At 73.6% G+C, this 19425-nt stretch carries 18 protein-coding genes; 9 read left to right on the forward strand and 9 right to left on the reverse strand.

Translation table 11 applies throughout. The annotated features are described in order from the left end of the window. Positions 1–2: 2 nt before the first annotated feature. Entirely contained in the window at positions 3–1496 is a 1494-nt protein-coding gene (locus tag HD595_RS35995; protein WP_253777017.1) for an amidohydrolase, read from the reverse strand. Between the two features lie 182 nt (positions 1497–1678). Here HD595_RS35995 and HD595_RS36000 point away from each other — a divergent pair, with 182 nt between their 5' ends. Both HD595_RS36000 and HD595_RS36005 read left to right on the forward strand, forming a co-directional pair. Further along, positions 1679–2563 carry a LysR family transcriptional regulator gene (locus HD595_RS36000; protein WP_253777019.1) on the forward strand — a complete coding sequence of 295 codons (885 nt, stop codon included), beginning with the start codon at positions 1679–1681 and terminating at the stop codon, positions 2561–2563. A 67-nt stretch (positions 2564–2630) separates the two neighbouring features. Then, on the forward strand, positions 2631–3824 hold the full coding sequence (locus tag HD595_RS36005; protein ID WP_253777021.1) for an aminotransferase class I/II-fold pyridoxal phosphate-dependent enzyme: 1194 nt from the start codon (positions 2631–2633) through the stop codon (positions 3822–3824). Positions 3825–3836: 12 nt separating this feature from the next. Here the strand turns inward: HD595_RS36005 and HD595_RS36010 are convergent, their stop codons facing one another. The 4 genes from HD595_RS36010 to HD595_RS36025 are packed head-to-tail and all read right to left on the reverse strand — an operon-like array spanning position 3837 to position 6507. Continuing rightward, a complete protein-coding gene (locus HD595_RS36010; RefSeq protein WP_253777023.1) occupies positions 3837–4343 on the reverse strand; it encodes an SRPBCC family protein in 507 nt (168 codons plus the stop codon). A 33-nt stretch (positions 4344–4376) separates the two neighbouring features. After that, complete coding sequence (locus HD595_RS46310; RefSeq protein WP_308211302.1) at positions 4377–5519, reverse strand: patatin-like phospholipase family protein; 1143 nt, start codon at positions 5517–5519, stop codon at positions 4377–4379. Beyond that, a complete protein-coding gene (locus HD595_RS36020) occupies positions 5516–5908 on the reverse strand; it encodes a hypothetical protein (protein WP_253777026.1) in 393 nt (130 codons plus the stop codon). The genes HD595_RS46310 and HD595_RS36020 overlap by 4 nt, the downstream gene beginning before the upstream one ends. Then, on the reverse strand, positions 5902–6507 hold the full coding sequence (locus HD595_RS36025; protein ID WP_253777028.1) for a TIGR03086 family metal-binding protein: 606 nt from the start codon (positions 6505–6507) through the stop codon (positions 5902–5904). The genes HD595_RS36020 and HD595_RS36025 overlap by 7 nt, the downstream gene beginning before the upstream one ends. A gap of 105 nt (positions 6508–6612) precedes the next feature. Here HD595_RS36025 and HD595_RS36030 point away from each other — a divergent pair, with 105 nt between their 5' ends. Further along, a complete protein-coding gene (locus HD595_RS36030; RefSeq protein ID WP_253777030.1) occupies positions 6613–7218 on the forward strand; it encodes a TetR/AcrR family transcriptional regulator in 606 nt (201 codons plus the stop codon). A gap of 275 nt (positions 7219–7493) precedes the next feature. On the opposite strand, the gene HD595_RS36035 is transcribed toward HD595_RS36030, so the two are convergent. Continuing rightward, complete coding sequence (locus HD595_RS36035) at positions 7494–7997, reverse strand: GNAT family N-acetyltransferase (protein ID WP_253777032.1); 504 nt, start codon at positions 7995–7997, stop codon at positions 7494–7496. Positions 7998–8075: 78 nt separating this feature from the next. On the opposite strand from HD595_RS36035, the gene HD595_RS36040 reads away from it, so the two are divergent. Together HD595_RS36040 and HD595_RS36045 are read left to right on the forward strand one after the other, a co-directional pair. Next, entirely contained in the window at positions 8076–8708 is a 633-nt protein-coding gene (locus HD595_RS36040) for a LysE family translocator (protein WP_253777034.1), read from the forward strand. A 212-nt stretch (positions 8709–8920) separates the two neighbouring features. Next, positions 8921–9661 carry an SDR family oxidoreductase gene (locus HD595_RS36045; RefSeq protein ID WP_253777035.1) on the forward strand — a complete coding sequence of 247 codons (741 nt, stop codon included), beginning with the start codon at positions 8921–8923 and terminating at the stop codon, positions 9659–9661. A gap of 14 nt (positions 9662–9675) precedes the next feature. Here HD595_RS36045 and HD595_RS36050 read toward each other — a convergent pair whose 3' ends face one another. Both HD595_RS36050 and HD595_RS36055 read right to left on the reverse strand, forming a co-directional pair. Beyond that, on the reverse strand, positions 9676–11106 hold the full coding sequence (locus HD595_RS36050; RefSeq protein WP_253777038.1) for a M81 family metallopeptidase: 1431 nt from the start codon (positions 11104–11106) through the stop codon (positions 9676–9678). Between the two features lie 85 nt (positions 11107–11191). Beyond that, positions 11192–12316 carry an ROK family transcriptional regulator gene (locus HD595_RS36055; protein WP_253777040.1) on the reverse strand — a complete coding sequence of 375 codons (1125 nt, stop codon included), beginning with the start codon at positions 12314–12316 and terminating at the stop codon, positions 11192–11194. Between the two features lie 199 nt (positions 12317–12515). On the opposite strand from HD595_RS36055, the gene HD595_RS36060 reads away from it, so the two are divergent. The 4 genes from HD595_RS36060 to HD595_RS36075 are packed head-to-tail and all read left to right on the forward strand — an operon-like array spanning position 12516 to position 18046. Then, entirely contained in the window at positions 12516–14228 is a 1713-nt protein-coding gene (locus tag HD595_RS36060) for a peptide ABC transporter substrate-binding protein (protein WP_253777042.1), read from the forward strand. Positions 14229–14232: 4 nt separating this feature from the next. Further along, positions 14233–15192 carry an ABC transporter permease gene (locus HD595_RS36065; RefSeq protein WP_253777044.1) on the forward strand — a complete coding sequence of 320 codons (960 nt, stop codon included), beginning with the start codon at positions 14233–14235 and terminating at the stop codon, positions 15190–15192. Then, positions 15189–16058, forward strand: coding sequence for an ABC transporter permease (locus tag HD595_RS36070; protein WP_253777046.1), 870 nt, complete (start codon positions 15189–15191; stop codon positions 16056–16058). The genes HD595_RS36065 and HD595_RS36070 overlap by 4 nt, the downstream gene beginning before the upstream one ends. 2 nt (positions 16059–16060) lie before the next feature. Next, entirely contained in the window at positions 16061–18046 is a 1986-nt protein-coding gene (locus HD595_RS36075) for a dipeptide ABC transporter ATP-binding protein (protein ID WP_253777048.1), read from the forward strand. Between the two features lie 25 nt (positions 18047–18071). On the opposite strand, the gene HD595_RS36080 is transcribed toward HD595_RS36075, so the two are convergent. Further along, the gene (locus HD595_RS36080; RefSeq protein ID WP_301309687.1) at positions 18072–19424 is read right to left on the reverse strand and encodes a glutamine synthetase family protein; all 1353 of its coding nucleotides are present in this window, start codon (positions 19422–19424) and stop codon (positions 18072–18074) included. Between the last annotated feature and the right edge of the window lies 1 nt (position 19425).

Consider the following 19425-nt stretch of genomic DNA (forward strand, 5'->3'; position numbering starts at 1 on the left):
CCTCAGCCGCGCGTCCAGCGGATCTCGCCGCCGACCACGGTGGTCAGGACTCGCGCGCGCAGCAGCGCGTCGGGGGGTTCGGTGAAGGGGTCGATGTCGAGGGCGACGAAGTCCGCGAGCATGCCTTCGGCCAGGACGCCCTTGCGCCTCTCCTCGCCGGCCGCGTAGGCCGAGCCGAAGGTGTGCGCGCGCAACGCCTCGCCGAAGGTGAGCCGCTGCTCCGGCTGCCAGCCGCCGGGCGGCCTGCCGCCGGGCCGGGTCCGGGTCACGGCGGCGTGCAGCGCGGCCAGGGGGTTCGGGTGCTCGACGGGCGCGTCGGAGCCGAAGGCCAGCGGGACGCCCGCGTCGAGCATGGCGCGCCAGGCGTAGGAGGCGAGGTCGCGCTCGCCGAGCAGGGACGCGACGAGGTCGAGGTCGCTGGTGCAGTGGACGGGCTGCATCGAGGCGACGACGCCGAGCGCGGCCATCCGCTTGACGTCGGCCGGCCGGAGATGCTGGGCGTGCTCGATGCGGTGCCGCAGACCGGCCTGCCCGCCGGCGGCCTCGTAGGCGTCGAGCACCAGGTGGTTGGCCTGGTCGCCGATGGCGTGCGTGGCCACCGCGACGCCGGCCGCGCTCGCCATGCCGATGAGCCGCACGAGCTCCGCGTACGGGGTCACCGCGATGCCGGCGTTGCCGGGGGTGCCGGCGAACGGCTCGCTCATGTGGCACGTGTGCGAGCCCAGCGCCCCGTCGCTGAACAGCTTCACCGGGCCGGTGCGGAACCAGTCGTCCCCCTGGCCGGTGCGCCGGCCCTCGGCGATGGCCGCCTCCAGGTGGTCGCGCGGGATCGCCTTGTGCACGCGCAGCTTGAGCGCGCCGGCCGCGCGCAGCTCCAGGTAGGCCGCCCGGCAGTCCTCGCCGTCGATGTCGTGCACGCTGGTCAGGCCGAGGGCCAGCAGCTCCTCCTGGGCCACGCGGAGCATGGCGGTCAGGTCGGCGGCGGGCAGGAGGTCGCGCAGCGGGTAGGCGGCGGACTCGCGCAGGATCCCGGTCGGCTCGCCGTCCGCGTCCCTGACGATCTGGCCGCCGGGCGGGTCGGGTGTGGCGCGGTCGATGCCCATCATGCGCAGGGCCAGGGAGTTGGCCCAGGTGGTGTGGCCGTCGATGCTGGCCAGGGCCGCGGGCCGGTCGGGGCAGACGGAGTCGAGGGCGTACCGGTCGGGCTGCGCGGGGCGCTCCCAGACGTTGCTGTTCCAGCGTCCGCCGGACAGCCACGCGCCGGGCTCCAGCCGGGAGGCGTGGCCGGAGACGCGGGCCAGGGCCTCCTCCAGCGACCTGGCGCCGCGCAGGTCCACCTCGCTCAGTCCCCGCGCGTAGTTGGCCGTGTGGATGTGGGCGTCGTACAGGCCGGGGATGACGGCCGCGCCGTCGAGGTCCACGAGGTCGGCCGAGCGTCCCGCCGCCGCCCGGACCTCGGACTCGCCGCCCACCGCCAGGACGGTCTCCCCGTCCACGGCGATCGCCTGGGCGGGCGGTTTCCCGCCGTCACCGGAATGAAGGACGGCATTACGAAAGACACGGATCGTCATGGGACCTCGGGGTTTGGTGAGAAGGTCCCCACACTGTAGAAGTGGCCTATTAAGGTGCGAAAGACCACAAAGAAGACAGTCAGCGCTGCTGAGGATAAGGATCGCTGATGGTGAAACCGGAGCATCTGCGGACGCTGCGTGAGGTGATCAGCCGCGGCTCCTTCGCCGCCGCCGCCAACCGGCTCGGCTACACCCCCTCGGCCGTGTCGCAGCAGATGTCCGCGCTGGAGCGGGAGGTCGGGGTGCGGCTGTTCATCCGGTCCGCCCACAGCGTCCTGCCCACCGGCGCGGCGGAGGTGATGGCCAGACACGCCTCCACCGTCCTGGGCGACATCGACCGCCTGGTGGCCGCCGTACGGGAGGCGCACCTCGACACCCGCCGGCAACTGCGCCTGGGCGCGTTCTCCAGCTTCGTCCAGCACCGTGTCGCCGGGGTCCTGCGGCGGATGCCCCCCGACGACCGGGCGTGCTTCCGGCTGTCCGTGGGAGAGCCGTCGCAGCTCATCCCGCACCTCGGCGCGGGCGGCGAGATGGACGCCGCGATCGTCTACCGGGTGGGCGACGCCGGACTGTCGTGGCCCTCGTCGGTGGAGCAGCGCTGGATCGCCGAGGACCCGTTCAAGGTCGTCCTGCCCGCCTCGTGGCCCGACCTCGCCCCCTACCGCGCCGAGCAACTCGTGGACCTGCCGTGGGTGGTGCACCATCCCGCCAGCAGCGACGCCTCCTTCTTCGAAGGGCTCTTCGCGCGCTGGGACCTGCACCCGCGCGTCGTCGGCCACTCCGACGACTTCGACGCCACGCTCGCCATGGTGGCGGCCGGCCTGGGCGCGGCGCTCATCCCCGAACTGGCGCTGCCGGCCGACCTGAGGGGTGTCGTCGTCGCCGACGTCCCCTGGCTGAACACCAGCCGCAGCATCTTCGCCCTCCTCCGGCCGGACCGGGAGACGGCCAGGCTGGGCACCTTCCTGGACGCGTTGACGAATCCCGCGTGAACGCGGCCGATCAAGCAGACTTCTTCGCGAATGCCGTACCCGGGATCGAAGCGGAGGGCGAGAATCCATGGCCGATGTGTTCGCCAAATGCCGGCTGCCCGCGACGTACCAGTTCGTGAAAGACCTCGGCGTCTATCCCTATTACCGGGCGATCGAGGAACGGCCCGGCGGGGCCGAGGTCGTGATCGACGGCCGGGTGCTCGTCCAGGCCGGCTCCAACGACTACCTGGGCCTGTCGGGCGACGAACGCGTGACGGAGGCGGCGGCCGGGGCGACGCGCCGGCTGGGCGCGGGAGGGGGCGGCTCGCGCCTGGGCAACGGCTCGCTCGCCCTGCACGAGGAGCTCGAAGCCCGGCTCGCGGCCTTCCTCGGGCGGGCGGCGGTCATGGTGACCAGCGCCGGCTACCTGGCCAACCTCGCCCTCGGGGCGCTCGTCGGGCCCGAGGACACCGTGATCGGCGACCGGCTGATCCACGCCTGCCTGATCGACGCCGTGCGCCTGGGCGGGGCGCGGTTACGCCGCTACCGGCACCACGACATGGAGCACCTGGAACGGCTGCTCGACGCCGGCGAACCCGGCGCCGGGCGGCTGATCGTCACCGAGGGCATGTTCTCCACCTCCGGCAGCGTGTGCGACCTGCCGGGCATCGCGCGGCTCGCCCGCCTCCACGGCGCCCGGGTCGTCCTGGACAGCGCCCACGACGTGGGCGTGCTCGGCGCGGCCGGGCGGGGCGCGGCCGAGCACCACGGGGTGGAGGACGCGGTGGACGTGCAGACCCTGACCTTCTCCAAGGCGCTGGGCACCGTCGGGGGCGCGGTGGCCGGGCCCGAGGAGATCATCGCCTACCTGCGGCACTACGCGCGGTCCATGGTGTTCACGGCGGCGCTGTCCCCGGGGTGCGCCGCCGCCGCGCTGGCCGCCCTGGGCATCGTCGCCGCGGAGCCCGAGCGCCGCGACCGCCTGCGGGTGGCGGCGCTCCGGCTGAGCGGGGACCTGGCCGCGACGGGGTACGCGGTCGTCCCCGCCGACCGGCCGGTCATGGCCGTGCCGGTCGGCGACGACCTGCTGTGCTTCCGGCTGTGGCGGGAGCTGTTCGACGAGGGCGTCTTCGCCACCGCGATGGTCCCGCCCGGAGTGCCGCCCGGCCAGGCGCTCGTCCGGGTCAGCGTCACCGCCGCCCACACCGAGGCCCACCTCGACCGGATCGCGTCGGCGTTCGCCGCCGCCGGCCGCCGGCTGGGGCTCACCCGAGAGGGGTGAGCCGGGAGACGTTCAGGGGTGCCGGACGGCCTCCGCGGCTCGCCTGATGCCGTCCGTCCAGGACGCCAGCGCCGCCCGCAGCCGGGCCGCGCCGAAGAACAGGCCGAGCAGCGGCCCGGCCATGGACTCGCTCACCTCCAGCTCCGTGCCGCCGCCGGCCCGGGGCCGCAGCACGTGCCGGTGGACGGCCCGGGCCCCGAAGCTCACGCCCGTCCACGTGAGCTCCTCCTCCCGGCGCACCACCGCGAACCTGGACCGGATCGTGGCCTTGCCATTCACCCAGGAGAAGGACGTGTCCGGCGCGAGCGCGCCGCTCAGCCGCACGTCGCGGATCGCCGGGTCGATGCGAGACCAGGCGGCCGGGGTGGCCAGCACGTCCCAGACCGTCCCGACCGGCGCGTCGATCGCGACGTCGCAGCGGGCCCGCACCGCCGCCCGCTCGTCGATGCGGCCCTTCTTGGCGTACTGCTCGTGCAGGTCGTCGAGCGCCGGACCGGTGTACAGCAGCGACTTGACCATGGTGTGACCTCCAGGGGGGTGACGGGGGGAGCCTCAACCGGCGGTGAGCCGGCCGAGCGGGCGTAACAGCCGCTCGACCGCCGCGCGCCCGGCTTCGAAAGCGGCCCTGAGCGGCTCGCCGTCGCGGGTGAGGCGGCCGACGCGCGGGGTGCCGGGGCCGGGGCGCACGGACAGGACCGCCGGATCCGCCGGGGCCCGCCCCTCGGCGGGCTGCCGGGACGGTTGCGGGATCGACCGGTCGTAGCGCGTGAGCACCGCGTCGTCGTGCAGCAGGCGGTGGGCGCGCGCGAGGTAGCTCCGGTGCAGCGCCTCGGGGTACCTCCGCAGGACGGTCGCGGCGACCAGCCGGGCGCCGTACGACGGCCGCGCCCCCGCGCCGGCCACCGCGATCCCGGCCACACCCGTCCCAGCCACATCCTCCACAGCGGCCCCGGGCACACCCGTCTGGCCCGCGCCCGTCCCGGGTGCCCCCGTCCCGACCGCGCCCGGGACGGGGGCGGGGCGTGACCGCAGGACCAGGACGTGGCTCGCGCCCTGCGCCAGAGCGGTGCGGTACGGGATCGACTCGGCGAGGCCGGCGTCGTAGTAACGCCGCCCGGCCAGCTCGACCGGCGGCCCGGCCAGGAACGGCAGCGCGGCACTGGCCCGCAGCGCCAGCCGTAGCTCGGCGGGACCGGTCACATACGGGCGCAGATCGGTGGACCGCCCGGTGCGGACGTCGGTGGCCAGCGGGTGGTACTCGACGGGATGGGCGAGGACGGCGTCGAAGTCCATCCGGGCCACCTCGCGGTACAGGTGCTCGACCAGGTTGCGCACGTCGACCACGGGCCGGCCGCGCAGGAGGTTGGCGGGGCGGATCATCGCCCGGGCGTAGCCGGGGTCGGCCCAGCCGGTGAGGCGCTCGGGAGTCCCGCTGAGCAGCCAGGCCCCGGTGATGGCGCCCGCCGACGCCCCGTAGACCGCGTCGAAGGCGTGCATCACCCCGCTCTCGTGCAGGGCCAGGGCCATGCCGGCGGAGATCGTGCCGCGCATGCCGCCGCCCTCGACGGCCAGCGCCACCCGATGGCCGTCCCGCCGCTCGCCGGGACGGCTGCCGCGGCGGACCCGGTCGGCGAGGACGTGCAGCACCTCGTGCCCGCCGGTCGCGGAATCCAGGACCTCGTGCTCGCCGGTCACGGGGTCCCGGCCGCTTCGGACAGGTAGGCCCGGGCGCGGTCCCAGAGGCCGGGGTCGGGCTGGGCGGTCGTCCAGGTGGTGGACCTGAGCCGGCCCCGCCCGCGGTAGCGCCGCACGATGGCGACGTGGTCCGGCCATGCGACGAACCGGCGCAGGGCGAGCTCGTCCCGCCAGATCGACACCGATCCGCACCGGCCGCTCAGCGGCTCCGTCCAGAGCCACATGCCGACCGCGCCGGGCAGCTCCGGCCAGGACCGGCGCAGCGCGAGCCCGGCCCGGTAGACGCCGGGCAGGTCGAGCAGCCGGTCGGCCCGGAAGTCGGTGACGCTGACCAGCACCGTGCCGGTGACGCCGGCCGCCTCGCCGGGCGTCCAGCGGCTCCTCAGCACGGCGCCGCCCACGACGGGGAGCGGCCCAGCAGGCCGAGCAGCCGCTGGAAGTCCGGCGCGTCGCCGGGCACCGGGACGCGGGCGTCGAACGCGGCGCCCGGCCCCCGGCTCGCGGGAGTGTCCGGCACCCGCGCGGCCACCGCCAGCCCGGCGGCGACCAGCTCGGGGTCGGGCCGGTAGGACACGTCGATGCTCACGGCGACGTCCCACCCGTGCACGAGGTTGTCGATCAGGTGCATGCCGATGGCTGCGCGCCCGGGGAAGACGCCGAACTCGCGGACCTCCACCTGGCGGTCGGGGAAGCCGGGCACGGAGAACGCCTTCACGACGGCGGTGGCGGAGTCCTGGTAGGCGCCGAACGGGTCGTCCCCGAGGTCGTCGTCGTCCCAGACGGGCGGACGCGCCGGCGGGTCCGCGGCGGCGCCGGCGAAGCCGCGGTTCTCGCTCACCATGTGCCGCAGCAGCTCGCCCAGCGTCCACTCCGCGCACGGCGTGGGCCGGTCGAGGTCCGCGGAGGTGACCTGGGCGACGGCTCGCCCGGCCAGCTCCAGCGCGCGCCGGTGCAGGTCGCGCAGGTCCGCGGTCGTGGGGTCGGTCATCGTCCACCCTTCTAAGTACGAACGTTCGTGCTGACAATAGGAGCGCGCCAGGAGCGACGTCAAGCGGCTATCCTGAACCGAACGTTCGTACTCGGAGGGGTGGAGATGCCGGGAAGGCCGCGGGACGAACGAGCGCGCGGGACGATCCTGCGCCGGGCGGCGGACATCGCCTCGCAGGACGGCCTGGAGGGGCTGTCGATCGGCCGGCTGGCCGCGGACCTCGGCGTGAGCAAGAGCGGCCTGTTCGGCTACTTCGGTTCCAAGGAGGAGCTGCAGCTCGCCACGATCCGCCTGGCCCAGGACGTGTACGTCGCGGAGGTCATCCAGCCCGCCCTGACGGTGCCGCCGGGCGTGGGCAGGGTGCGCCGGCTGTGCGAGACCTGGCTGAGCTACTCGGAGCGGCGGGTCTTCCCGGGCGGCTGCTTCTTCTTCGCCGTCACCGCGGAGTTCGACGCCCGCCCCGGCCGGGTCCGCGACGCGGTCGCCGCGGCCGGCCTGGAGTGGAACCGTTTCGTGGCGCGTGCGGTCGACGACGCCCGCCAGCTCGGCGAGCTCGACGGCGACACGGATCCCGGCCAGCTCGCCTTCGAGCTCATCGCGTTCATGGAGACCGCCAACGCCGTCTCCCTGCTGCACGACGACCCGAGCGCCTACGAGCGGGCCCGGACCGCCATCGGCCGGCGCCTCGACGCCGCGAGCGCGCCCCGCTGAGCGCGCCTCGCTGAGCGTGTCGGGGGAGCGTCGGCGCGCCTGGAACGCGCCCGGGTGGCCGGGCCAGCCACTCGGTCACCCAGTCACCAGCCCGGTCACCCGTCCGGTCATGTCACCCGGGCGCCCGGTCACCCATCTGGTCATGTCACCCGGTCAACCGGTCACCCGCTCGGTCACCCGGTCAACCGGTCACCCGCTCGGTCACCCGGTCAATCGGTCACCCGCCCGGTCACCCGGGCGCCCTGGCCGCCCAGGTGGCCGGTCCGGGCGCCCGGTCAGGCCCCTTGGATCTCCGTGCGGTACGGGCGGAAGCCGCGGGCCCGGTAGTTCGGCAGGGCGGCGGGGTTGTCGTCGCTGGAGGTGTGCAGCCAGACGCGGCGGGCCGGGCCGCCGTCGCGCGGCGTGGTCGCCCACGCCTGCCGCACGCAGAGCGTCAGCGCGTGCCCGCCGAGCCCCTTGCCGACGAACTCGGGGACCAGCCCGAACGTCTCGATCTCGACGTCGCCGTCGTCCTGCGGATGCACGGCCAGCAAGCCGGCGATCTCGCCGCCGTTCCGGATCAGGTAGTAGTCGAACGGGTCGCGCGCCAGCTTCCGCTCCCACTCCTCGGCGGACCGCCGGGCCGCCCGCCAGCCGTACGGGGCGCCGATCCGGGCCTGGACGGCGGGCACGTCGCGGCAGGTGCGCTCCACCCGCTCCAGGGTGAGACCGGTCACCTCGCGACCGGGCACGAGCTGGTCGGGAGACGTCATCTCCAGGTACGTGATCGTCGCTTCCATGAGGCGATCCTAGGGAGCCCTGCCGTGCGGCCCGGACACGAGCTGCTCCTGTTCGTGGTTATATGTCAGGCTTTTGGTATGCCCATCGATGCGCACCTCCTCCTGGCCTTCACCCTCACCTCCCTCGTGGCCATGGTCGCCCCGGGCCCTGACATGCTGTTCGTCCTCGGCTGCGGGATGCGCGGCGGCGCCCGCGCCGGGCTGCTGGCCACCGCCGGCGTGGCGACGAGCGAGGCCATCCATGTCGCCGTGGCCGCCGCGGGACTGGCCGCGCTGTTCGAGGCCGCCCCCGCGGCGTTCGCCGTCGTCCGCGTCGTGGGCGCCGCCTACCTGGTCTATCTCGGCGTCCAGATGATCCGTAAGCGCGGCGAGGTCGTGCTCGACGAGCGGGCCGGCGGCGCGGGGATGACCGGCCGCCAGGCGTTCCTGCGCGGGCTGGTGACGAACCTGCTCAACCCCAAGATGGTCACCTTCACGATCGCGTTCCTGCCGCAGTTCGTGAACCCGGCCCTGGGGAGCGTGTGGCTGCAGTTCGCGATCCTGGGCGTCGTCCTCATCGCGCTGGAGTTCCTGGTGGACGGGACGGTCGGCGTGCTCGCGGGCCGCATCGGCGGCTGGCTGCGCGCCCGCCGCGCCGCCCGCCGCCGGATCGACGTCGCCACGGGCGGCCTGTTCATCGGCCTCGGCGTCCGGCTGGCCGCCGAGCGCTGAGCCGGGCCCCCGGGCGCTGAGCCAGCCGTGCCCCGGGCGCTGTGCCAGGCCGCCCAGCGCTGAGTCAGGCCCCGGGCGCTGAGCCGGGCCCCGGGCGCTGAGCCGGGCCTCCCGGACGAGCGGCGAGGCGGGGGTGACCTGGCGCTCCCGGTGGTACGAACCCGGGGAGGGGTCCCCGCGGGGGAGGGCCCGTTCATCCCACAGGAGCGCATGTGCCTACCGATGAGTCCTCACGGGTCGCCGTGGTGACCGGCGGCTCCCGCGGCATCGGCCGCGCCACCGCCCGCCGCCTGGCCCGCGACGGCGTCGCCGTCGTCGTCGGCTACGCGGGCGACCGGGCCGAGGCCGAGGCCGCCGTCCGGGAGATCACCGGGGCGGGCGGCCGGGCCGTCGCGGTCCGGGCCGACGTGGCCGACGAGCGCGCCGCGGCCGGGCTGTTCGACGCGGCACAGTCGTCGTTCGGCGGCACCGACATCGTCGTCCACGCCGCCGGCAAGATGGGCCTGGCTCCGGTCGCCGAGCTGGACCTCTCCGTCCTGGACGCCCTGTACCGCACGAACGTCCGCGGCACGTTCGTGGTCGCCCAGCAGGCGGTACGACGGATGCGGGACGGCGGCGCGATCATCCTGTTCTCCAGCTCGGTCGTCGGCCTGGCCTTCCCCGGGTACGCCGCCTACAGCGCGACCAAGGGCGCGGTCGAGGCGCTCACCCTCGTCCTGGCCAGGGAGCTGCGCGGGCGCGACATCAGCGTCAACACCGTCGCGCCCGGCCCGACCGCGACCGACCTGTTCTTCGAGGGCAAGGACGAGGAGACGGTCTCGGCCCTGGCCGCGCAGCCGCCGCTGGAACGCCTCGGCACCCCGGCCGACATCGCCGACGTCGTCGCGTTCCTGGCCGGGCCCGGCCACTGGGTCAACGGCCAGGTCCTCCGCGCCAACGGCGGCATCGTCTGAGGCTCCGGCGGCCGCTAGAGACCTTCGGGGGCGAAGTCGCGGTCCAGCGGGAAGATGGGCCTGGCGAGGTTGGCGTACGGCAGGCGGACCAGGTCCTGGTCGACGCCGCCCGGGGTGAGGGCGAGCATCCAGCCGGCGGCGGCCTCGAACAGCTCCGGCTCCAGGTAGCCGATCTTCACGGTGACCACGTCCACGCCGGCCACGTCGACGCCGAGGCGGCGGTAGGACTCCAGCAGCCGGTACTGCATGCGGCGCGAGGTGAGGAAGACGCTGAGCCCGCCGACCCGGACCGAGGCCACGCGCCCGCCGTCGGGGTCGTCGGCGACGGCCTCCAGCGTGCCCTCCAGCAGCAGCGGCCCCGGCGGGCGGGTGTCGACGCGGCCACCGGCGCGGACGGCGACCGGCGAGCCGACCGGCAGATCGGCGATCTCGGCGACGGCCCGCGGGTCGTACAGCGACGCGAAGACGGCGCGGACGGAGCCGTCGCGGATCTCCGGCCGGGCCAGCATGCGCTCCACGGCGTAGGTGACGTCGTCGGCGCCCCCGGCCCCGGGGTTGTCGCCGGAGTCGCTGATGAAGTACGGCCGGGCGGCGTCCTTGAGCGCCACCTCCAGGCACTCGTCCATCGACCCGGTCGGGGCGACGAAGGCGAACTCCTCGCGCGCCCGCCAGAAGGCGCGCGCCAGCTCGCGGGCGGCCTCCTCGGTGGCCTCCCGGTCTGTGCCGGTGGCCACGACGGCGCCCGTGCAGCGCGGCTCGTCGGCCCAGGCGAAGCCGATCCAGACGGCGGCGTCGATCACGCCGGGGCGGGCCTCGATCTCGGGGATGCGGCCGTACAGGCTCCTGGCGGGCTCGACGCGGGTGCTGGTCATCTCGCCGGGCAGCAGGATCGGCACGTGCACCAGCGCCTTGTGCGGGCGGCCGCCGCGACGCAGGGCCGCCACGAGGTTGCGGGCGGCGCGCTCGCGGGTCTCCCACACGTCCACGTGCGGGGCGGTGCGGTAGCAGGTCAGCAGGTCGCAGCCGGCGAACAGGGTGGGGGAGACGTTGCCGTGCAGGTCCATGGCCGCCGACACGAGCGGCTCGGGGCCGAGCGCCCCGCGGATGGCGGTGATGAGGTCGCCCTCGGCGTCCTGGCGGCCGGCCACGCTCATCGCGCCGTGGAAGTCCAGCAGCATCCCGTCGAAGCGGCCCGCGGACAGGCCCTCGACGATCTCGGCCCGCCAGGCGTCGTACGCCTCGGGCTCGACGGCGCCGCCGGGCAGGGCGCGGGCGTGCACCAGCGGCACCCACTCCACCTCGCGCGCCCACGGCTCGTCCCGCCAGGCGTAGCGGTCCAGCAGCGCCTGGCCGCGGGTGACCTCGAAGTCGGCGGTGCCGCTGCGGTGCGGGGAGAAGGTGCTGGACTCGATGTGGATGCCGCCGATGGCGATGCGCAGGGGCACGGTGACTGGACTCCTCAGGGGACGGGGCAGGCGAGGGGACGGGGCGGGCGGTGACGGGGCGGGCGGTGACGGGGACAGCGGACGGCTACCCGGCCGAGGCGCGCACCAGGCGGCCGAGCCCGATCAGCGCGGCGTCCGGGCCGGCGAGGCTGGCCTCGATGGACAGGGACTGGGTGATCGACGGCAGGCACCGCTCGTACAGCGTGCCCTTGGCTGCGGCGACGTAGACGTCCAGGCTGGACAGCGACCCGCCGATGACCACGCTGTCGGGGTTGAGGAAGTTGACCAGCCCCGACAGCGCCACGCCGAGCAGCCGGCCCGCGTGGCGCACGAGCGTGACCGCGGCCGGGTCGGCGTCGAGGGTGGCGGCGATGACGTCGCCGGTGCTGGTGACCGGCAGGCCGCGCCGGGCCAGGTCGCGCACCAGCGCCGCGCCGCTGGCGACGGTCTCCAGGCAGCCGCGGCTGCCGCAGGAGCACTCCTGCTCGCCGCTGTCGGCCACGCGCACGTGGGTGACGTCGCCGCTGAGGCTGCGCCCGCCGCGGTACACCTGGCCGCCGGAGACGAGGCTGCCGCCGATGCCGGTGCCGGCCTTGACGTAGATCATGTCGCCGGCGTCGCCGCGGACGGCGTGCTCGCCGACGGCGGCGGCCTTGGCGTCGTTGTCGACGACGACGTCCACGCCGAACCGTCCGCGCAGGTCGCTCTCGGCGTCGTAGCCGCTCCAGCCGGGCATGCGGGCCGGGCCGATGATGCGGCCCTGCGGGAACTGCACCGGGCCGGGCAGCGCCATGCCGACGCCCAGCAGCCGCTGGCCGGGCGCGTGCGCGGCCCTGATCCGGTCGAAGACCGCGCCCACCTCGTCGAAGATCGGGCCGGGGCCGGCTCCTATGTCGATGGCCCACTCCTCGGTGACGGTCAGGTCGCCGGAGGGCGAACACAGGCCGGCGCGGGCGTGGCGGGCGCCGAGCTCGGCCACCGCGTAGAGGCCGCCGGCCTCGCGCGGGCGCAGGATCCTGCGCCGGCGGCCCCCCGTCGAGGCGCCCACGCCCTCCTCCAGGATGACGCCCTCCTCCAGGAGGCGGCGCACCACACTGGACACGGTCGAGGGCGCGACCTGCAGGGTCTCCACCAGATCCGCCCGGGAGGCGGCCTGGCCACTGGCGAGCAGGCGGAGCGCCTGCTCGCGCAGACTGCCGGGATCCGACATGCCTCTCCTCTTGACGCGTCTTGCAGGTCCATCATCGAGCACGAAGCCCGCCGAACGAAGTTCCCGACGCGGACCCTACCGCGAAATAAGTGTCCCGAACAAAGTGGATTTTTCCCATTGACTTCGTTCGTCCCCGTCATTAGATTCTCCGGACTGAACGGCCCCCGGAGGGCCCGCGCATGTCTCGACGAGGAGAATCATGGGGACGAGAATCCGCATCGCCTGCGGTGTGGCGGCCATCGGGCTCAGCCTGACCGCCTGCGGCGGCGGCGCCGGCAACAGTTCACAACAGGGCGGCGCCCAGGGCAAGGACACCGCGACCGTCGCCTTCCGCACGCCCAACTGGATCCTGCCGATCTCGGCCCCCGGCTTCACCCAGGGCGAGAACGACATCTTCTCCACGGCGCTGTACCGCAAGCTGTACAGCTACAAGCTCGACGGCTCCAGCAGCGACAACATCGACCCGCGGCGCTCGCTGGCCGAGGCCCCGGCCGTCAGCGACGGCGGCCGGACGCTGACCATCACGCTCAAGGACAACACCTGGTCCGACGGCAAGCCGATCACCACCAAGGACATCCAGTTCTGGTGGGACCTGGTCACCACCAACAAGGACAAGTGGGCCTCCTACCGGCCCGGCGGCTTCCCCGACAACATCGCCGAGTTCAAGGTCAAGGACGACAAGACCTTCTCCTTCACCACGAAGAAGGCCTACAACGCCGCCTGGTTCATCGGCAACCAGCTCAACCGCATCGTCCCGCTGCCCCAGCACGCCTGGGACAAGGGCGACGCCAAGCAGACCTTCACCGAGCTGACCGAGGCCGCCAAGGACCCCAAGTCCTACGCCACCAACCCGCTGTGGAAGGTCGGCAGCGGCCCGTGGAAGCTGGAGAAGTACGTGCCCAACGGCGAGGTCGTCCTCGCCAAGGCCGACACCTACTCCGGCCCCGACAAGCCGAAGCTGAACAAGGTCGTCCTGCGCCCCTTCACCGGCGACGACTCCGAGTTCAACGTGCTGCGCGCCGGCCAGATCGACTACGGCTACATCCCGCCGGCCAACCTGTCCCAGAAGACCTACCTGGAGTCCAAGGGCTACACGGTCTCCCCCTGGTACGGATGGTCGATCACCTACCTCCAGCTGAACTTCAACAACCCCAAGACCGGGGTGCTGTTCAAGCAGCCCTACCTGCGCCAGGCGCTGCAGATGCTCATCGACCAGCCGACCATCAGCAAGGTCATCTGGGGCGACATGGCCTCGCCCACCTGCGGCCCGGTGCCGTCCAAGGGTGAGGGCTGCGTCTACCCGTTCGACCCGGCCAAGGCCAAGCAGCTGCTGGAGGCCAACGGCTGGAAGGTCGTCCCCGACGGGCAGACCACCTGCCAGGACGCCGCCAAGTGCGGCGAGGGCGTCGAGCAGGGCACGCCGCTGGCCTTCACCGTGACCAGCCAGTCCGGGTTCACCGCCACCTCGAAGATGTTCGCCGAGATCAAGTCGCAGATGGCCAAGCTCGGCGTGCAGCTCACCATCAAGGAGGTGCCGGACTCCGTCGCGGTCACCCCGGCCTGCAAGCCGAGCGAGTCCAAGTGCTCCTGGGACATGAGCTTCTTCGGTTCCCAGGGAAGCTGGTACTACCCGGCCTTCGCCTCCGGCGAGCGGCTGTTCCAGACCGGCGCGCCGGTCAACCTCGGCAGCTACTCCAACCCCGAGGCCGACAAGCTCATCGAGCAGGCCCAGTTCTCCGCCGACGCCTCGGCGCTGACGGCGTACAACGCCTTCCTGGCCAAGGACCTGCCGGTGCTGTGGATGCCGAACCCCGTCTACCAGATCTCGGCGTACAAGTCGGGGCTGCAGGGCGTGGACCCGCAGGACCCGATGAACCTCATGTACTTCCAAGACTGGTCCTGGAAGAGCTGACCCGGTGGCCCGCTACCTCCTCACCCGCCTGGGCCAGGCCCTGGTCATCGTGATCCTGGTGACACTGATCACGTTCGTCATCCTGCACTTCCTGCCGGGGGGCGCGGCGCGGGCCATCCTGGGCAAGGAAGCGACGCTGGAGCAGATCGCCGCCTTCAACCACGACATGGGCTACGACCGGCCGCTGTGGGAGCAGTACGCGCTGTACCTGCAGCGGCTGGTCCGCGGCGACCTGGGCTACTCCTTCCAGCTCAACCAGTCGGTGGCCGAGGCGATCACGCAGCGTCTGCCCAAGACGATGGTGCTGTCGCTGGCCTCCACCGCGCTGGCCGTCGTGATCGCGATCCCGCTGGGCGTGGTGCAGGCCGTCCGCCGCAACAAGTGGCCCGACTACACCATCAACGCCCTGTCGCTGCTGGCCTACGCCACGCCGATCTTCTTCCTGGGGCTCATGATGATCATCCTGTTCGCGCAGGTGTGGCCGGTGCTGCCGCCCGAGGCGCCACAGGGCTTCACCCTCGGCGAGGTGCTGGCCGACCCGGCCGGGCTGGTGCTGCCCACCGTGACGCTGGCCGTCCTGACCGTCGCGGTCTACTCCCGCTACGTGCGCTCCTCGATGGTGGACAACCTCAACGAGAACTACGTGCGCACCGCCCGCAGCAAGGGCCTGTCCGAGGGACGGGTCATCGTCGGCCACACGCTGCGCAACGGCCTGTTCCCCGTCATCACCCTGCTCGGCATGTACCTGCCGGCGCTGTTCAGCGGCGCCCTGGTGGTCGAGCGGCTGTTCAACTACCCGGGCATGGGGCTGCTGTTCTGGCAGTCGGCGCTCAAGCGCGACTACCCGATCCTGCTCGGCGTCACGCTGCTCATCTCGGTGGCGACCGTGCTCGGCGCGCTGGTGGCCGACGTCCTGTACGCCGCCGTCGACCCGCGCGTCCGGCTGAAGGCGAGCCGCTCGTGAACGACCAGACCCGCGTGCGCGGCCTGTGGCGGCAGGGCCTGGAGGTGTTCGTCGACAACCGGCTGGCGCTGGCCGGCGTGGGCATCTTCGTGCTGCTGGCCGCCTTCTCCTTCCTCGGCCCGCTCTTCTACGGCAGCGACCAGGTCCACACCGACCTGGCCAACGTCTACCTCTCTCCCGGTACGGCCGGCCATCCGATGGGCACCGACGGCGTCGGCTACGACCAGCTCGGCCGGCTGATGCTGGGCGGCCAGACCTCGATCGTGGTCGGCCTGGCCGCCGGCCTGCTGGCCACCGTGGTGGGCACCGTGTGGGGCGCCATCGCCGGGTTCGCCGGCGGCTGGGTGGACGCGATCATGATGCGGGTGGTCGACGCCATGATGTCGATCCCGGCGCTGTTCCTGTTCATGCTCATGGCCGCCATCGTCACCCCGACCGTGCCGATGCTCATCGTCATCATCGGCGCCTTCGCCTGGCTCGGCCCGGCCCGCCTGGTGCGCGGCGAGGCGCTGTCGCTGCGCACCCGCGAGTATGTGCTGGCCATGCGCGGCATGGGCGGCACCGGCGGCCGTGCCGTGCGCCGGCACATCATCCCCAACGCGATCGGCACCGTGATCGTCAACGCCACGTTCCAGATCGCCGACGCGATCCTGTACGTCGCGTACCTGTCCTTCCTCGGGCTCGGGGTGCCGCCGCCCGCCGCCAACTGGGGCGGCATGCTGTCCGACGGCCTGTCGGACACCTTCAGCGGCCACTGGTGGCTGCTCTACCCGCCCGGTATCGCCATCATCCTCATCGTCCTGGCCTTCAACTTCATCGGCGACGGCCTGCGGGACGTCTTCGAGGTCCGTCTCAGGAGAAGGTAGCCATGAGCCTGTTGCGGCTTGTCGACCTCAGCACCGACATCGCGCTGCGCCGCGGCGCCGTCCACGCCCTCGACCACGTCAACCTGGAGGTGCGGCAGGGCGAGACGCTCGGCGTGGTGGGGGAGTCCGGCAGCGGCAAGACCATGACCGTGCTGTCGGTCATGGGCCTGCTGCCGCCCGGCGGACGGGTCGTCGACGGCCAGATCCTCTTCGACGGGCGTGACCTGCTGGCGATGGCGCCCGAGGAGCTGCGCCGGGTGCGCGGCGTGGAGATGGGCATGGTCTTCCAGGACCCGCTCACCTCGCTCAACCCGACCATGCGCATCGGGGCCCAGGTGGCCGAGCCGCTCCGCGTCCACCAGGGCGTGAGCAAGGCCGAGGCGCGCGAGCGGGCCGTCGAGATCCTGCGCCGGGTCGGCATGCCCCGCCCCGACAAGATCGTCGACGACTACCCGCACCAGCTCTCGGGCGGCATGCGCCAGCGCGCGGTGATCGCCATGGCGCTCATCCGCTCCCCGCGCCTGCTGATCGCCGACGAGCCGACCACCGCCCTGGACGTGACCACCCAGCGGCAGATCCTGGAGCTCATCGACGACCTGCGCGACGAGTTCAAGATGGCGGTCATCCTCGTCACCCACGACCTCGGGGTGATCGCCAGCCGCGCCGACCGGGTCGCCGTCATGTACGCCGGCCGGGTGGTGGAGACCGCGACGACCGAGGAGCTGTTCCAGGCGCCGCGCCACCGCTACACCGAGGCGCTCATGCACGCGCTCCCGGAGTCGGCGCAGGGCCGGGAGGGCCGGCTGTACTCCATCCCGGGCCTGCCGCCGGACCTGTCGCAGCCGCTCACCGGCTGCCGGTTCGCGCCCCGCTGCCGGCACGTCACCGACGCGTGCCGCGCCACCGACGTCCCGCTCGTCCGGGCCGCCGACGACCACCTGTACGCCTGCCTGCACCCGGTCACCGAGGCCGTCACCTTCGCCCCCCGGGGCGCGGGCGACCCCCGGCCTTCCGGCGCGTCGGACACCCTCCTGTCCGTGCGCGAGCTGGTCAAGGAGTACGACGCCGGAGCCAAGGGCCGCGTCAGCGCGGTGGCCGGCGTCTCGTTCGAGGTCAGGGCGGGCGAGACGCTCGGGATCGTGGGCGAGTCCGGCTGCGGCAAGTCCACCGTGGGACGCCTGGTGGCCGGGCTGGAGGAGCCCACCGGCGGGCAGATCGTGCTGGACGGCACCGACATCGGCCGCCTGGACCGGCGGGCCCGCCGCCGCATGCACCGCGAGGTGCAGCTGATGTTCCAGGACAGCTACGCGGCGATGAACCCCCGCATGCGCATCGACGGCATCCTCACCGAGCCGCTGGAGATCCAGCAGGTGGGCGACCCGGCGGCCCGCCGCGGCCGGGTCACGCGGCTGCTGGACCAGGTGGGCCTGCCCACCCGGGCGCTGGAGCGCTACCCGCACGAGTTCTCCGGCGGGCAGCTCCAGCGCATCGGCCTGGCCCGCTCGCTGGCGCTGGAGCCGCGCCTGATCGTGGCCGACGAGCCGGTCAGCGCCCTGGACGTCTCCATCCAGGCGCAGGTCCTCAACCTGATGCGGGACCTGCAAACGGAGCTGGGCCTGTCGTACGTCTTCATCAGCCACGACCTGTCGGTGGTGGACTACATGGCCGACCGGATCGCGGTCATGTACCTGGGCAAGCTCGTCGAGATCGGCCCGGCGAGCCAGGTGGTGCGCGCCGCGCGCCACCCCTACACCCAGGCCCTCATCGACGCGGTGCCCTCGCCCGACCCCGGGCACGCGCCCAGCCGCGCCACGGCCATCCGCGGCGAGCTGCCCAGCGCGATCGACCCGCCCACCGGCTGCCGCTTCCGCACCCGCTGCCCGCTGGCCCAGGACGTCTGCGCGACCGAGCCGCCGCTGCAGGGCGGCCCGCACCAGGTGGCCTGCCACTTCCCGCTCCGCCCGGAGAGCGCCGCGGCGCGGCCCTGACCTCAGGGCCGCGCCGTGCGGGAGGTCACAGGCGTTCGAAGCCGCGGACCCGCTCCCAGTCCGTGACCGCAGCCTCGAACGCCGCCAGCTCCGCCCGCGCCGCCGCCGCGTAGTGCCCGGCCACCGCGTCGCCGAACACCTTCGCCGCCAGGCCGCCCTCCTCCCACCGGCGCAGCGCCTCGCCCAGCGTCGCGGGCAGCCGCGGCACCGACGGGTCGGCCAGCGCGTTTCCGGGGTGAGGCGCGGGCAGCGGCAGCCGGTTCTCGATCCCGTACAGGCCGGCCGCGATCACGGCGGCCACGGCGAGGTACGGGTTGGCGTCGCCGCCCGGCACCCGGTGCTCCAGGCGCAGCGAGGCGCCCGAGCCGACGACCCGGACCGGGCACGTCCGGTTGTCGCGCCCCCAGGCGATCCCGGTGGGGGCGAACGCGCCCGGCCGCAGCCGCTTGTAGGAGTTGACGTTCGGCGCCATGAGCAGCGTCAGCTCCGGCAGGCAGGCGAGCTGCCCGGCCACGAAGTGCCGGAACAGCTCCGACATCCCGTCGCCCGCGCCCGCGTCGGCGAACACCGGCCCGCCGCCGGCGTCGCGCAGCGACAGGTGGACGTGGCAGGAGTTGCCCTCGCCCTCGTCGAACTTCGGCATGAACGTGAGCGCCACCCCCTCCTGCTCGGCGATCCGCTTGGCGCCGTTCTTGAACAGGACGTGGTTGTCGCACGTGGCCATCGCCTCGTCGTAGCGGAACACGATCTCGTACTGGCCGGGATGGCACTCCCCGCGCGCCGTCTCCATCGTCAGGCCGGCGCGCACCATCTCGCGGCGGATCCGGCGCACCACCGGCTCCACCTCGGACAACCCGTGCAGCGCGTAGTCGACGTTGTAGCGGGTGCCGGTCTCCAGGCCGTGGTAGCGCCGCTCCCAGGCGTCCCGGTACGACCCCCGGAACACCAGGAACTCCAGCTCGGTGCCGGCCAGCGCCGTCAGGCCCAGCTCGTCCAGCCGGTCGAGCTGGGCCCGCAGCACCCGCCGGGGCGCCACCTCCACCGGCTCGCCGCCCGGCCACACGGCGTCGGCGACCACGAGTGCCGTGCCGGGGTCCCACGGCGGCAGCCGCAGCGTCCCGGGATCGGGCCGCAGGACGAAGTCCCCGAACCCCGACGCCCAGGCGTCGATCGCGTACCCGGGGCCGGTCGCCATCTCCACGTCGGCGGCCAGCAGGTACACGCACGCCCCGAACCCGTCGCGCGCCACCTCGTCCAGGAAGTACGGCACCGACATGCGGCTGCCCTGCAGCCGCCCCTGGAGGTCGGGGACGGCGACGACCACCTCCTCCACCCGCCCGGCGGCGGCCTCCTCGCGCAGCCGTTCGTAGCCGGTCATC

The sequence above is a fragment of the Nonomuraea roseoviolacea subsp. carminata genome (genome assembly GCF_024172185.1).
Classification (GTDB): Bacteria; Actinomycetota; Actinomycetes; order Streptosporangiales; family Streptosporangiaceae; genus Nonomuraea; species Nonomuraea roseoviolacea.

Excerpts from the sequence above, each read along its gene's own strand:
- HD595_RS36080 (WP_301309687.1), bottom strand. The coding sequence starts at position 19,424 with ATGACCGGCTACGAACGGCTGCGCGAGGAGGCCGCCGCCGGGCGGGTG.
- HD595_RS36075 (WP_253777048.1), top strand. The coding sequence starts at position 16,061 with ATGAGCCTGTTGCGGCTTGTCGACCTCAGCACCGACATCGCGCTGCGC.
- HD595_RS36000 (WP_253777019.1), top strand. The coding sequence starts at position 1,679 with ATGGTGAAACCGGAGCATCTGCGGACGCTGCGTGAGGTGATCAGCCGC.
- HD595_RS36030 (WP_253777030.1), top strand. The coding sequence starts at position 6,613 with ATGCCGGGAAGGCCGCGGGACGAACGAGCGCGCGGGACGATCCTGCGC.
- HD595_RS36035 (WP_253777032.1), bottom strand. The coding sequence starts at position 7,997 with ATGGAAGCGACGATCACGTACCTGGAGATGACGTCTCCCGACCAGCTC.
- HD595_RS36055 (WP_253777040.1), bottom strand. The coding sequence starts at position 12,316 with ATGTCGGATCCCGGCAGTCTGCGCGAGCAGGCGCTCCGCCTGCTCGCC.
- HD595_RS36040 (WP_253777034.1), top strand. The coding sequence starts at position 8,076 with ATGCCCATCGATGCGCACCTCCTCCTGGCCTTCACCCTCACCTCCCTC.
- HD595_RS36005 (WP_253777021.1), top strand. The coding sequence starts at position 2,631 with ATGGCCGATGTGTTCGCCAAATGCCGGCTGCCCGCGACGTACCAGTTC.
- HD595_RS36010 (WP_253777023.1), bottom strand. The coding sequence starts at position 4,343 with ATGGTCAAGTCGCTGCTGTACACCGGTCCGGCGCTCGACGACCTGCAC.
- HD595_RS36060 (WP_253777042.1), top strand. The coding sequence starts at position 12,516 with ATGGGGACGAGAATCCGCATCGCCTGCGGTGTGGCGGCCATCGGGCTC.
- HD595_RS36025 (WP_253777028.1), bottom strand. The coding sequence starts at position 6,507 with ATGACCGACCCCACGACCGCGGACCTGCGCGACCTGCACCGGCGCGCG.